This is a genomic window from Sorangium sp. So ce296 (genome assembly GCF_051529605.1).
In the GTDB taxonomy this organism is placed as follows: domain Bacteria; phylum Myxococcota_A; class Polyangia; order Polyangiales; family Polyangiaceae; genus Sorangium; species Sorangium cellulosum_D.
This window is the reverse complement of record NZ_CP150325.1, coordinates 7,734,867-7,748,705: the sequence shown is the minus strand read 5'-3', so window position 1 is coordinate 7,748,705 and position 13,839 is coordinate 7,734,867. Positions and strand designations below refer to the sequence as shown.

Annotated in this window: 9 protein-coding genes; 3 read left to right on the top strand and 6 right to left on the bottom strand. The window is 72.4% G+C overall.

What is annotated here, in order from left to right:
- The first annotated feature begins 84 nt into the window (after positions 1-84).
- Positions 85-756: a hypothetical protein gene (locus tag WME98_RS28670; RefSeq protein WP_437944921.1), complete on the top strand. Its 672-nt coding sequence runs from the start codon at positions 85-87 to the stop codon at positions 754-756.
- An 84-nt stretch (positions 757-840) separates the two neighbouring features.
- On the opposite strand, the gene WME98_RS28665 is transcribed toward WME98_RS28670, so the two are convergent.
- The 4 genes from WME98_RS28665 to WME98_RS28650 all read right to left on the bottom strand — a co-directional run bounded on the left by WME98_RS28665 (position 841) and on the right by WME98_RS28650 (position 6,895).
- The gene (locus WME98_RS28665) at positions 841-3,426 is read right to left on the bottom strand and encodes a bifunctional serine/threonine-protein kinase/formylglycine-generating enzyme family protein (RefSeq protein ID WP_437944920.1); all 2,586 of its coding nucleotides are present in this window, start codon (positions 3,424-3,426) and stop codon (positions 841-843) included.
- Between the two features lie 132 nt (positions 3,427-3,558).
- Positions 3,559-3,750 carry a hypothetical protein gene (locus WME98_RS28660; protein WP_437944919.1) on the bottom strand — a complete coding sequence of 64 codons (192 nt, stop codon included), beginning with the start codon at positions 3,748-3,750 and terminating at the stop codon, positions 3,559-3,561.
- Between the two features lie 247 nt (positions 3,751-3,997).
- Positions 3,998-5,098, bottom strand: coding sequence for a PAS domain-containing sensor histidine kinase (locus tag WME98_RS28655; RefSeq protein WP_437944918.1), 1,101 nt, complete (start codon positions 5,096-5,098; stop codon positions 3,998-4,000).
- A 264-nt stretch (positions 5,099-5,362) separates the two neighbouring features.
- Positions 5,363-6,895 (bottom strand): hypothetical protein, encoded by a 1,533-nt coding sequence (locus WME98_RS28650; RefSeq protein ID WP_437944917.1) that lies wholly within the window; start codon positions 6,893-6,895, stop codon positions 5,363-5,365.
- Positions 6,896-7,437: 542 nt separating this feature from the next.
- Between WME98_RS28650 and astD the strand changes: the two genes are divergently transcribed.
- Positions 7,438-8,904 (top strand): succinylglutamate-semialdehyde dehydrogenase, encoded by a 1,467-nt coding sequence (gene astD, locus WME98_RS28645; RefSeq protein ID WP_437944916.1) that lies wholly within the window; start codon positions 7,438-7,440, stop codon positions 8,902-8,904.
- Positions 8,905-8,964: 60 nt separating this feature from the next.
- Here astD and WME98_RS28640 read toward each other — a convergent pair whose 3' ends face one another.
- A complete protein-coding gene (locus tag WME98_RS28640; RefSeq protein WP_437944915.1) occupies positions 8,965-10,254 on the bottom strand; it encodes a cytochrome P450 in 1,290 nt (429 codons plus the stop codon).
- Positions 10,255-10,408: 154 nt separating this feature from the next.
- Entirely contained in the window at positions 10,409-11,101 is a 693-nt protein-coding gene (locus WME98_RS28635) for an ROK family protein (RefSeq protein ID WP_437944914.1), read from the bottom strand.
- 1,063 nt (positions 11,102-12,164) lie between these two features.
- Between WME98_RS28635 and WME98_RS28630 the strand changes: the two genes are divergently transcribed.
- Positions 12,165-13,805 carry a DUF1592 domain-containing protein gene (locus WME98_RS28630; protein WP_437944913.1) on the top strand — a complete coding sequence of 547 codons (1,641 nt, stop codon included), beginning with the start codon at positions 12,165-12,167 and terminating at the stop codon, positions 13,803-13,805.
- The last annotated feature ends 34 nt before the right edge of the window (positions 13,806-13,839 follow it).

Sequence of the window (13,839 nt, the reverse complement as noted above, 5' to 3'; positions counted from 1 at the left end):
GCCCGCCGCGCCGGGGGCGCGCCCGGCGAGCGAAGCGGATAGGATTCGGACGTTCCACCCACGAGACGAGGAGATCATCGAACCATGAGCACTGGATCGGGCACGGGCGAGCTGGATGTCAAGAGGGGAGACCTCTTGCCGAAGGAGCCGGAGGAGACGGAGCAGCCGGACCAAACACAGATCCCCATCGACTCGAAGCTCCGCTTCATCGAGGCGAGGACCGAGACCCCGCTCCTCCAGGTGGCCGTGACGGGGTCGAACCCTCCCCCCGGATACACGGCGATGACCGAGTACTGGTCGAGGCGCGGCACCCTGAAGACGAGCGCGATGATCCTGGAGTCGATCGGGTTCGCGAACCGCTCGGGATCGGCCGGGTACCCGAAGGAGTTCCATGACTGGCTCGCCGGGGGGAGCGTCCTCGCGACCGCTCAGGAGGTGTCGGCGCAGCAGTGGGTCCAGGGCGTCCACCAGCCGGCCTCTCCGAACAGCGCGTTCTATTGGGCCGCCGATCCGGACGCGCCGAGCACGCGCCGGATCGGCCTCCTCCTGGAGCTCGGGAGCGCCGGCGAGCTGCTCAACGTGGTCTGGTACAAGACGAAGCAGCCCACGGGCGGCCTGGTCTTCCAGAAGGCCCCGAGCAGGCTGACCTTCACGCTGCTGGTCGTGGGCGAGGAGAGAAAGCAGTCGACCGATCCTTACGACATCGACGCTCAGTGCACCTGGTACTACTACCGTGGCGAGATGAGATCCGTGTGAGCGGCGCGCGCGCCTCCCGCCGCGCCCCGGCCGCGGCGGCGGCGCGCCCGGACAGGCCTCCCGCGCAGGGCGGCGGCGGGCCGCTCACCGCGGCGCCGAGCGCGCCAGCCTGAACCCGATCCCCCCGAAGCGATCCCCGGGCTTGCCCGCGAAGCGTCCGGCCGCGCGGCAGAGGTTCGGCGACGTCGACCACGCGCCGCCCCGCGCCGCGCGGAAATCCGGGTCGCCGTCGTCGGCCGGATCGAGCAGCACGATCCCCTCGTCGGTCCGCGTCCCCTCGCGCTTCCACGCGTTGACGCACCAGTCCCGCACGTTGCCCGCCGCGCCGCGCAGGCCATAAGGGCTCTCGTCGAGCGGGAAGTCGTCGACCGGGCGGCGGCCGGCGACGCCCTCGTGGCTGCCCAGCATGCACCCCCAGGTCGGCTCCAGGAAATCCCCCCAGGGCATGCAGCGGCCGTCGACGCCCCGCGCGGCCTTCTCCCATTCGAGCTCGTTCAGGAGGCGCCACGGCGCGCCGGTCTCGGCGGCGTACCACGCGGCGTAGCGCATCGCCGCCCGCCAGTGGACGAAGGCGACCGGCATCCGCGGCTCCTCCTGGACGTCGGTCGGGATGAGCCCGAGCCGGAAGCGGCCGTCGTCGCCCCGCTCGAACCGGAGCGAGTCCGGGCCCGCGTCCGAGGCGGCGCGGCCCAGCGAGAGGCGCGGGCAGCACTCGAGCGCCTCGGCCTCGCGCCCGGTCGCCACGAGCGCGTTGAGGAAGGCGAGGTACTCGGCGTTGGTGACCGGGTGCCTCCGGACGATGAAGCCGTCGCACCAGAGCCGGCGCCGAGGGAGGCTGTCGCCCGCGTCGGGATCGCCGCCGGAGACGAACCAGCCGGGCGGCACGTAGAGGTCGTCCTCGCCGAGCTCGCCGAGCCGGAGGAGGCGGACCGGGTGCGGCGCTCTCCCGCCGGGCCGGACGCCGTCCCAGGGCCGCCCGCGCTCGATGAGCACGGGATAGCGGGCCTCGTGGTGCCCCGGCGCGCGCAGCTTGAGGAGGTAGCTCCCGCGCGGGAGCGCCACCCCGCGGAGCGGCGTGGGGCCGAGCTCGCGCGCGTGCTCGGGCACGAGCCGGCGGTCGCGCTCGACATAGCGGTAGAGCGAGGCCTCCGCCCCCTCCGGCTCGGTCGACAGCGAGAGCGCCCCGTCGCCGGCGAGCAGCACCGCGTGGCGGCCGCGGTCGTGCTGCCGGAGGAGCGCCTCGGCGCGCGCCGCGCCCCGGGCGTCCCGCGCCTGCTCGGCCTCGATGAGCTCCTCGGCGTGGTGGTCGGCCAGCGCCTCGTGCGCCTCGCGGAGATCCGGCGCCTCGTTCAGCGCCGCGCGGAGCAGCTGCATCCACTCGACCTGGCCGAGCGACGCCTCCCGCTCGAGGTGCTCCGCCTCGTCCTCGAGCCGCCACCCGCGCGCCTTCAGCTCGGCGGGATCGAACGAGCTCAGGCCGTCGAGCAGGGCCCGCGCCTCGGCGCGCAGCGCCCGCGCGCGCGCCCGGATGGTCGCGATCTCCGGCTGGATCGCGCGCGCCTTGTCCACGATCGCGAGCGCGCGCTCGCGCCGCCGCGCGCCGTCGAGCCAGCTCCGGACGTCGGCGGCGAGCGCGCCCGCGTCGGGATGGCGGGCCTCCGGAGCGAGCGCCATCGCGCGGGCGCAGATGGCCGCGAGCTCCGCGGGCACCTCGTGCGGGGCGCGCTCTTCGACCGGCGTGAGCCCGCCGGTGAGGAGCGCGCTCCAGACCGCGGCGAGCTGGCCGCCGTACGGGTGGCGCCCGGCGAGGATCTCGTAGAGCACGACGCCGAGCGCGTAGACGTCGCTCGCCGCGCCGAGGCGATCGCCCTCGCCGCGCGCCTGCTCCGGGGCCATGTAGAGGAGCGTGCCCAGCACCTCGCCGGGCTGCGTGAGCGGGGCCGCTTCGAGGGCGTCCGCCGCGCCGGCGGCCCCGGGCGACGCGCGCAGCGGCGCGGCGGGCCGCGCGAGGCCCCAGTCCATCACGAGGACCTCGCCGAACTCGCCGATCATCACGTTGGCCGGCTTGAGATCGCGGTGCATCACGCCGCGGCTGTGCGCATAGGCCACGGCCTCGCAGACGCGGAGGAACGTGTCGACCGCCCGCCGCAGCGCCGCCGGCGAGAGGCTCCCGCCGCCGGCCGCGTACAGCTCGTCGAGCACCTCGCCCAGGGTGCGCCCGCGCACCTCCTTCATCGTGAACCACAGCCGCCCATCGGCGAGCGCGCCGCAGTCGTGCACGGGCACGATCCCCGGGTGCTGGAGCTCCGCGGTCAGCCGCGCCTCGGCGAGGAAGCGGGCGCGATCGAGCGTCGCGTCGCGCGCCTCGGACGACTGGATCTTCATCGCGAGCACGCGCCCCATGATCCGGTCGCGCACGCGGCGCACCTCGCCCATGCCCCCGCGCCCGATGCAGCCGAGGTCCTCGTAGCGCTCCTCCGCGGAGAGGGGCTCGGGCGCCGCGACGGGGACGGGCGGCCGCTCGGGCGCCGGCGAGGCCGGGGACACGCGCAGCCTGAACGTGACGTCCGACGCGGCGCCGGCCGGCGGCACGTCGCCCGACTCGTCCGGGCCCGCCGCTCCGCGCGCGGGCAGCGTCATCTCCATCTGCTCGCGCTCGCTGCGGTTCATGATCCGTGCACTCCGCGGATCCCGCCCGGGAAGCGCTCCGGGCCGAGGTCCGCGCCGACCCTATCGTCGAGGCGCGCAGGCCTCAAGCCGAGAGGGGCTGTCGGCGCGCGGCGGCCCGGATCCGGCGTCGCGTCACGAGCCCAGCAGGACGCCGACCCCGCCGGTGAAGCCGAGCTCGAGCGAGGCGCTGCCCCGGAGAGCCCCGCCTCGTGAGCTCTCGACGCGAGTGAGCCGGAGCACGAGCTCCGGGGCCATGTGCAGATAGATGTGCTCCCAAGGCTGGTAGACGAGCCCGACGTCGGCGACGCCGATCCACGCGTTCATCACGGAAGCGTCGCCTGCCGACCCGACCGCGTCGGCGCGCCCCGCCGGAGACCGCTCGGGCGACGGCGCTGCGCCTCCCCCGGTCCGCCGCAGTCAACGCCGGACAGCCGCGCTGACTTTCTGCCATGTTGTCAATCGCTCTCGAGGGCTCGAATCCGACGCACGCGCGACACCACTCCTCCCAAGGCGCCTTCGCCGCTCGCCAGGGCCTTATTCCGCGCGCGGCGCGGCGGGCGGCGGCCCCTGGTCAGCCCGGGTCCTGCGGATCTTGGTACGGGCTCGCGTCGAGGGGCAGCTCCAGGGCGAACGTGGTCCCGCGCTCGGCGTCGCTCTCCAGCCTCACCGTCCCGCCGTGCGCCTCGGCGCACCCGCGCAGGAACGCGAGGCCGAGCCCCCACCCGCGCGGCGCCGCCTCGGACGCGCCGGCCCGGAAGAACGGCGCGAACACGCGCGCCTGGCCGTCGGGCGGGATCGCCGGGCCCTCGTTGTGCACCGCCACGACGGCGAGCCCCGCCGCCGCCTCGACCGTGATGGCGACCGGCGCTCCCTCCGCCCCGTGCTGGAGCGCGTTGCTCACCAGGATCCCGATCGCGCGGCGCAGCTCCTCCTCGCTCCAGACCCCCCGGACGCACGCCTCCCCCTGGACGACGAGGCGCTGGTCGTGGAACGCCGAGAGGTCGTCGGCGACCTCGCGGGCGATCGCGGCGAGATCGCACGCGCCGAGCGAGAGCGGCAGCCTGTGGCCGGCCTGGAGCCGCTGCACCTCCCGGAGAACGCGGATCATCTCGTCCATGCGCCTCAGGCTGCGGACGATCCGGCCGGCGAGCCGCTTCGTGTCGTGCTCCGCCCGGGCCAGCTCGAGGCTCTCCGCGTAGAACATCGCCGCGGTCAGCGGGCTCCGCAGGTCGTGGGTGATGCGCGACAGGACCTGCTCGCGGCGCCGCTCGAGCTCGGCCTCCTGGGCGCGCGCCGCGGCCTGCTCGGTGGTGTCGAGGATCTGCACGAGCAGCCCCCGCGGGCGCGCCTGCTCGTCGAGGAGCGGCGCCGCGATCGCGGTGCCGTGGAACGCGCTCCCCCCGGAGGACGCGAACGCGATGTCCACCGCGACGTCGGTGACGCCGTCCCGGATCACGCGATCGAGCAGCCTCGCCAGGCCTTCTGCCTGCCGAAACAGATCGGTGAGGGGAACCCCCGAGAGCTCGCCGAGCGACAGGGCGGAGAGCCCGCAGAACGCCGGGTTCGCGTAGAAGACGAGGTGCTGTTCCGTCGCGGTCAAGACCGATGGGAGCCGGGACCGCTCGACCGCGGGCCGGTGCTGGCGAGCGAGGTCCACGTCGGCGTCAGCCATCGGCGTCCCCTCCCGCCGCGCAGCGCGCGCCGGGCGTATCGCCCGCGCGGGGGATGGCCGCGTCGAGGGCCGGCGTCGCGTTGCTCATCATCTCCACGTCAGCACATCTACTACGGAAGTGCGCGACGGGAAGCGTGGCTCGAGCCCGGACGAACGCTCGTCCGGACTCGAGGGTGGCAGTCTCAGCAGCCGTGTTCTGCCGAGCTCGCCGCAGGGCGCCGGGCGCGCGGGCCAGCGTGCGTTGGCGTCGGAGATGGGAGGAAATCAGCCGCGCATCGCGGCGGTCGCCTGGGGCCGCAGCGCCGGGCGCGGCCGCTTGGCGACCTCGGCCTTCCGGGGCACCGAGGGCCGGGCGTCGGCCCTCCAGGGCTGGAAGCGCTCGTCTTTCCACATCAGGAGGCCGCCCGACAGGGGCGCGTCGGGGGCCGCGCCGTCCTCGGAGCGCAGCCAGACGAGCGGGCGCGCCTCGAAGACCGGCTTCGTGCACGCGATGTCCTCGAACGCCGCCGACCAGGAGCCGGTGTTCCCGAAGAACACCCCGTCTTCCCAGCTGCCCTCCGGGTTGTGGGTGTGCCCGAAGACCACGGCCTTCGCGCGGTGCGCCCGCGCCACGCGCCGCGCCGCCCCGTTCACGCCCTGCCAGACCGCGTCGAGCGTGGGCTTCGGGACCGCGCACTCGTAGGCGACGAGGAGCGTCGGCGCGAGCAGGACCGCCGGCGCGAGCCCTTCCGGCATCCACCACAGGCACGCGAGCGCCGCGACGAGCCCGACGAGCACGAGGCCGAGCCGATCGAGCCAGAGCTCGCGGGCCACCCGGCCGAGGCAGTCCTCGGCGGGCCGCGCGAACAGCCGCGCGTGCTTCACCACCGCGGGGAACGGCGCGCCCGTCTCGCGGGCGGCGGCGGCCAGATCGGCGCGCCGGAGCGCGCGGCGGCACGGGTCGCGGCGGCGCACGAGCTCGAGCATCGTGCGCAGCGCGCCCACGGCGAACGCCAGCACGAGCGACCTCCCCGAGAACAGGTAGTACCGCGCCCAGTGGGAGAGATACCCGAAGCCGGAGAGCATGAACGACGAGTCGACGTGCGGGTTGAAGTACCCCATGCGCGACACGAGCAGGCGGCTCACGAGCGAGCCCATGGTCGGCTGGATCTCCCCCCGCTTGCGGCCGAACGGCGCCATCGGGTAGCGGTAAGAGCAGTACGAATCGTACTGATTGCCGTGCTCGACGACGACGCCGTCGCGCGTGCGGTGGAACCAGGCGCGGAAGACCACCCGCGCCTCGAGCGCCGCGCGGCGCTCGAGGGCGGCGTTCGCCGCGGGAGCGCCGTCGCGGGCGGTGAGCGCGTGCAGGGCGGCGTCGACGACGCGCCGCCTCACCGCGTCGCGCACCTCGGGGAGCGTGAGCTGGATGTCGTGGTTGCCCGCCACGAACACCACCGTGTGCCCGTCCGCGACGACCCGGCCGACGGCCGCGACGAACACGGGGTGGTCGCGGAGGATGGCCTCCATCGCCGGCACGGCGTGCTCGGCGGTGCGCGGCAGGTCGTGGACCACGCTCTCGTTGTCGATCACGCGCGGCGCGTCCAGGTCGAAGATGTCGCCGTTCAGGACCAGCGTGAGCTCGTCACGCTGCGTGTCGAGCCCACCGGAGCCGCCCGTCCCCTTCCGGATCTCTCCTCGGAGGGCGTCGAGCATCGCCGCGATCTCCCCGTCCGGGGAGTACGGCGCCTGCCGATAGCGCATCCAGAGACCGGCGGTCGGCTCGAGCTCACATAGATGGATGTCTGAGATAGCCACCGTGTGATGCATCGGCGGGGAAACTGACATATCCACATTTCCACGCCAGCCACGGGACCGTCAAGACTTGGTGTCATGGGCCGTGAGGCGCGCCCCGGCGGCGTTCGCCCGGAGCGTGATCTCACGGTTCGATCGCGCTCTGCACACCTGTTCGCCACGGTGCATCCCTGTGAATGTCGCGAGCTCGCCACATGCGCTGTCGGGGCGCGGTGGCGCAACGTGCATTAAGGACCACCTTCAGGGATTCTCATCGGGCGAGCGGATACCATCGGTTGTGGGTCCATCGGGCCGACACCCCCTCCGTTGGGGTCGCCCCGGGACGCGCGCGGATCCGGCGCGCGGCGGGCGGCCGCGGCCCTGGACGGGGCGGGCGGGCAGATCGGCGGCGGCGCCGGCGATCTGCCCGCGCCCGCCCGCCGGGGTGGGCGGGCTCGCTGCGCGGGCGGCTGGTACGGTGCACACTGGCGGGGCAAGGTGGACGCTCGCCAGCCTGGCTGGACGGACTGCTGAGCTCGCGGGGCGTTCCGCGTGGAGAGGTGACCATGTCGACCCATTTCATCGACGGCTGCTGGGTGTCCGGCACGGGGGAGCCGTTCGCGAGCCGGAACCCCGTGACGCAGGCGCTCGTCTTCGAGGGGCGCGCCGCGGCCGAGGGGCAGGTGGACGCGGCCGTGCAGGCGGCGCGCGGCGCGTTCAAGGCGTGGCGCGACGGCGGCGCGGAGGCGCGGGTGTCGCTGGTGAAGCGGTTCGCCGGGCTGCTGGGCGAGCACAAGGCCCGGCTCGCCGACCTGATCGGGCTCGAGACCGGCAAGCCGCGCTGGGAGGCGCTCACCGAGGTCCAGACGATGATCGGCAAGGTCGACGTGTCGCTCATGGCCTTCCGGGAGCGGACGGGCGAGCGGCAGGCCGAGGCGGGCGACGCGACGGCGGTGGTGCGGCACCGGCCGCACGGGGTGGTCGCGGTGTTCGGGCCCTACAACTTCCCGGGCCACCTGCCGAACGGCCACATCGTGCCGGCCCTGATCGCGGGCAACTGCGTGGTCTACAAGCCGTCGGAGCTCACGCCGAAGGTCGCGGAGGAGACCGTGCGGCTGTGGCAGGAGGCGGGCGTTCCGGCCGGGGTGCTCAACCTGGTTCAGGGGGGGAAGAGCACCGGGATCGCGCTCGCGGGTCACCCGGGCATCGACGGCCTCTTCTTCACGGGCAGCTCCGCGACGGGCAGCGCGCTGCACCGGCAGCTGGCGGGGCAGCCGGAGAAGATCCTCGCCCTGGAGATGGGGGGCAACAACCCGCTGATCGTCGAGGACGTCGCCAACACCGAGGCGGCGATTCACCATATCCTGCAATCGTCCTTCATCTCGGCGGGCCAGCGGTGCACGTGCGCGCGGCGGCTGCTCGTGCCGGCGACGCCGGAGGGCGACGCGCTCGTGGAGCGCCTGGTCGACGCGGCGGGGCGGCTCAAGGTGGGCAGGTACGACGACGCGGAGCAGCCGTTCATGGGCGCGGTGATCTCGCTCGCGGCCGCGGATCGGCTGCTCGAGGCGCAGGCGCGGCTGATCTCGCTCGGCGGGGAGGCGCTGCTCGAGATGCGCCGGCTCGAGGAGGGGACAGCGCTGCTCTCGCCCGGGATCATCGATGTGACCGCGATCGAGGAGCTGCCGGACGAGGAGCATTTCGGGCCGCTCTTGCAGGTGCAGCGCTACGAGAGCTTCGACGAGGCGCTCTCGCTGGCGAACCGCACGCGCTACGGGCTCGCCGCGGGGCTGATCTCGGATCGCAGGGAGCTCTACGAGAAGTTCTGGCGGGAAGCGCGGGCGGGGATCGTCAACTGGAACAAGCCTCTCACGGGGGCGTCGAGCGCGGCGCCGTTCGGCGGGATCGGCAGCAGCGGGAACCATCGGCCGAGCGCGTACTACGCGGCGGACTACTGCGCTTATCCGGTCGCGGGGCTGGAGGCGGCGAGCGTGGCGCTGCCGGCACAGCTGGCGCCAGGGATGCGGGGGAACTAACGAGAGGGCAACGGCCGCCGGCGGGAGGCTCGATGGGCTCTGTCGAAGAATGTGTTGAAGTCAGGAGGCGGAGCTCTGCGCGCCAAGCTCGACCGGCATGGCGGTGAGGCTGCGGATGCCGGGGCTCTGGCGGTAGGTCAGCGGGGCGGAGGAGAGCGCGGAGTCCGGGAAGCGGCGGAGGAACGTGGAGATCGCGGCCTGGGCCTCCACCCGGGCCAGCGCGGCGCCGGCACAGTAATGCACGCCGAGACCGAACGAGATGTGACGGATGTCCGTGCGGCGGAAGTCGAGCCGGTCGGGATCGGGGAACTGCGACGGATCGCGGTTCGCCGCGCCGAGCACCAGGAAGGCGCGATCGCCCTTCGCGATGCGCACGCCGTCGAGCTCGATGTCGTCGAGGGCGACGCGGCTCATCCACTGGACCGGAGAGTCGTAACGGAGCAGCTCCTCCACCGCCGGGCCGATCAGCGCGGGCGCCTCGCGGAGCGCGTCGCGCTCGGCCGGGTGCAGGAGCAGCGCGAGCAGGCCATTGCCGATCAGGTTCTTCGTGGTCTCGTGGCCGCCGAAGAGCAGCATGCAACACGTCGAGAGCAGCTCCTGCTCGCCGAGGATCATCCCCTGCTCCTCCGCGACGAGGAGCTGGCTGAGCAGGTCGCTCCCGGGGTTCTGCCGCCGGGCCGCGATCACGCCGCGGAAATAGTCCTCCATCTCGGCGACGGCGCTCAGCGCCCCGCCCGCGATCTCCAGCGTCGGCCGGCCCGAGCCGAGGAACCCGCCGAGCGCGTTCGACCAGCCCTTCAGCCGGTGCCGATCCTGCGTGGGCACGCCGAGCACCTCGCCGATCACGAGCAGCGGCAGGACGTCGCCGAGGTCGCGGAGGACGTCGATGCGGCCCGTGGGCGCGACCGCGTCGAGCAGCTCGTTGACCAGCGCCTCCACCCGGGAGCGCAGCCCCTCGACGAGCCGCGGCACGAACGCCTTGTTGATGAGCGAGCGGATGCGCGTGTGCTCCGGCGGGTCGAGCAGCAAGGCCCACGACGCCAGGTTGCGGCGCAACGGCTCGAGCCGCTGACGCACCTCCTCCGGCAGCTTCGTCACGAAGGCGCCGGAGCGCTTCGCCGAGAGGCGCGGGTCGCGGAAGCCCGCGGCGACCTGGTCGTAGCGGGTGATGAGCCAGCCGTTGTAGGCCGCGCTGAAGTACACCGGCGCTTGCTCGCGCAGCTTTGCGTACACGGGGTACGGGTTCGCGAAGGTCTCCGGCGATTGAAGGCGAAACGGGTCGAGATCAGCGTCCGCCGCTGGAGGGGCCGCAGGCGTCGCGTCGGGCTTCGGTGCGTCGGGCGAGTTCATCCGCCCAGGGTACGCCGGCCGCGCCCGCTTGGGAACCGGCGCGGCCCGCGCCCGCTCGGGGACCGGCGCGGCCTTCGCTCGCCGAGCGCCCGCCCCGGCCGGCGCGCCGCGGGCGAGGCGGCCGGGGCCTGCCCGCGATGCGGGGGGCGCTTTGCTAGGCCCAGAGCTTGATTCCGCCGAGCAGGCCGGCGACGTTGTCGACGACGAGGACGTTCTCGGGCAGCCGCGAGACGTCGAGCAGGCGCGCGTTGCCGCCGCCGAGGTAGAGCTTGCGGTAATTGAAGATCGGCTCGAGCTGCGCGATCATCTGGCGCACGCGCTTGTTCCAGCGCTTCGGGCCGATGCGCTTGCACTCGGCGTCGAACACGCGATCCTCGTACTTCAGGTCCCGCTTTCCGTAAGGGTGGTGTCCGAGCTCGAGGTTCGGCACGTAGTGGCCGTCGATGTACAGGGCGCAGCCGAGCCCCGTGCCGAAGGTGAGCACCATCTCGAGCCCCCTGCCCTCGATGACGGCGAGCCCCTGGATGCCCGCGTCGTTGGCCACGCGCACGGGCTTCGCGAGGCGGCGCTCGACCGCCTCGGCGAGCGGGTAGCCCTTCCACTTCTCGTTGTCGAGGTGCGGCGCCGTCTTGGTCACGTTGTCCATCACCACGCCGGGGAAGCCGATCGAGACGCGATCGAACTCCCCGAGCGCGCGGGCCATCTCCTCGATGACGTCGAGCATGGGGTCCGGCGAGGCCGGCTGCGGCGTCGGCACGCGCATGGGATCCGCCATCGGAGTCCCCTGCCCGTCGAGGATGGTGCCCTTGATCCCCGTTCCGCCGATATCGATGCAAAGCGTGCGCATGGATTCCTCTGTCTCCTCCCGGAGCTCTTCCTCCGAGGCTGCCGCGGGCACGTCGGCGCGCCCGCGATCGCGGCGGACATCATCTGGAGCGCCGGCCGTGTGTCAACTGGAGCCGCAACATGACCGCCCCAGCGGCACGGGCGCGCGCTGGCTCGATGCGATGTTAACGCTAACAGGTGGCCAGCATCGGCCATCCGGAGGAGGGAGCGGAGCACGCCGAGCGCCGCTGGGCCGTTGGCCACGAGGAGGGCGGAAACGTCCAGCGAGCGCAAAAGCGGCGGGATTCGGCGCCCGATTCGGCGCCCATTTCTTCTGACGCGGCGCTCCGGCGGAGCCCCGCCAAACCGGACGGCCCCCGGCCCGAGGAGCCCGCGGGCCGTCCGGTTTGGCGTTGACATGGGCCATGTGATCGTTCACATTTGGTCCGAGCCGCATCCTTCTGCTTCGCCTTGGAGGGGTCGTCTTGCGCGCCGAGAGCTTTGCCATCGATGGTCTCGGCACCGATTCCGCTAGCTCGGTCGTTGCGGGCGCGATTGCGGATCGAGGATGGGTAGCGTTTCACCAAGGGTGTCTCTCGCCAGAGAACACGATCCACCTCGCTGATTCGGCGAAGGTCCTGTGAGCCTGGGTGCGCCCACGGGGGATGTTGTTTCGAAGATCCGGCGAAACGGCCGAATGGCGAGCGTGGGGACGGCGTGAGCTACGTGGCGGCAGATCGCGACGACGTCCTCCTCAGGGGCACCGTTTGATGGATGAGGCCCCGCCGGGAATTTTACTGAGTCACGCGAGAGGCGATGCGTTCACCGTCTCATTGCACTTCTTCGTTATAGCTGCCGACTGCTTCTCGCGAGGTCCAGAGTGCCCCTCTGAGGGCTGCACCATGATAATCTGACGATGTCGTCAGGGAAGCCAGCGGTTCGACAATTACCTTCAGCGTGCCCACAGCGGGCGAAGAGGGATGTTCATGTCTAGGCCCTCCCATCATGACCAGGCGCGTCCTTTCCGAGGCTCTCGGTCGGCGATCCTGGCCGCGTTGCTCCTGGCCAGCGGCTGCATCGGAAACGTGGGTGGTTCCGGTTCCGGGTCCGGTTCCGGTTCCGGCGCCGAGCCCGGCGACGAGCCTGACGTCACGGATCCCACCACCGGGGCCCCGCTCGCGTGCAAGGACGGCGCGGTGTACCCCGGGCGAGCGCCGCTGCGGCGGCTCACGCGCGTCGAGTACAACAACACCGTCCGCGATCTCCTGGGCGACACGACCAACCCCGCCTTTTCGCTGCCCAGCGAGGATGTCGGGAACGGCTTCGGCAATGACGCGGACACGCTGTCGGTCTCGAGCCTGCTTGCCGAGCAGCTGAGCACCGTCGCGGAGGGCGTCGCCCAGCGCGCGACCGCCACCCCGGAGGCGCTCGCGAAGCTCGCCCCTTGCGCGCGCAACGTGGCGGCGGCGGACGAGGAGGCGTGCGCGCGCACGATCATCGAGGGGTTCGCCCCGGTCGCGTACCGCAGGCCCCTCGCCGACGGCGAGGCGGACGAGCTCCTCGCGCTGTACCGAGTCGGCAGGACCGACGCGACGTTCGCCACCGGCGTCGCGACGGTGATCGAGGCGCTGCTGCAATCGCCGGACTTCCTCTACCGCATCGAGCGCGGCATGCCCGACCCGGAGCGCCCGGAGCTCCGCCGGCCCACGGGCGACGAGATGGCGACGCGGCTCTCGTACATGCTCTGGGGCACGACGCCCGACGAGCAGCTGCGCACGGCCGCGCAGGCGGGTGAGCTCTCGACGAAGGAAGGCGTGCGCAAGCACGCCGAGCGCATGCTCGAGGATCCCCGGTCCCGGCCCACCATCCGGTTCTTCTTCGACAACCTGCTCCCCATCAGCAGCCTCGCGGATCTCGAGCGGAACGCGGAGGCGTTCCCGACCTTCTCGCGCACCATCGGCTCGCTGATGCGCGAGGAGACACAGCGGCTCATCGAGCACGAGGTCTTCGAGGGGGGCGGGACATGGCCGTCCATCTTGACGGCGCCGTACTCGTTCATGAACGAGCAGCTCGCGGCGTTCTACGGCGTCTCCGGCGTGACGGGCGACGAGTTCCAGAAGGTAGAGCTCGACACGACCCAGCGCCTCGGGATCCTCACCCAGGCGGGCATGATGGCCGGGACGACGCACTCGAACAACACGAACCCCGTGACCCGCGGCTCGTTCGTGCTGCAGAAGCTCATGTGCATCATCATCCCGCTCCCCACCGGCGACATCCTGGAGCAGGTGAAGCCGCCGGATCCGTACTCCGGCAAGACGGCGCGGGAGCGCTTCAGCCAGCACAGCCAGGACAAGGCGTGCGCGGGGTGCCACCAGTTCATGGATCCGGTCGGCTTCGCGTTCGAGAACTACGACGCGGTCGGGCTGTACCGTACCACCGAGAACGACGTCGTGATCGATCCGAGCGGCACGGTCCCGGGGACGCTGGGGGATGTGAGCGGGCCGATCGAGCTGGTGCAGAAGCTCGCCGCGTCGGAAGAGGTGCAGGACTGCTTCGCCAAGCGCTGGAGCGAGTTCGCCTACGGCCTCACCCTGCGCAAAGAGGACAAGTGCACCGAAGAGGCTGTCACGACCGCCTTCAAGGCCTCCGGGTACAACGTGAAACAGCTCCTGATCGATCTCACGCAGACGGACGCTTTCCACTATTTGGCTTCAGGACAGGAGTGACGGTCATGTCGAAATTTCGTTTGAGCCGACGTGC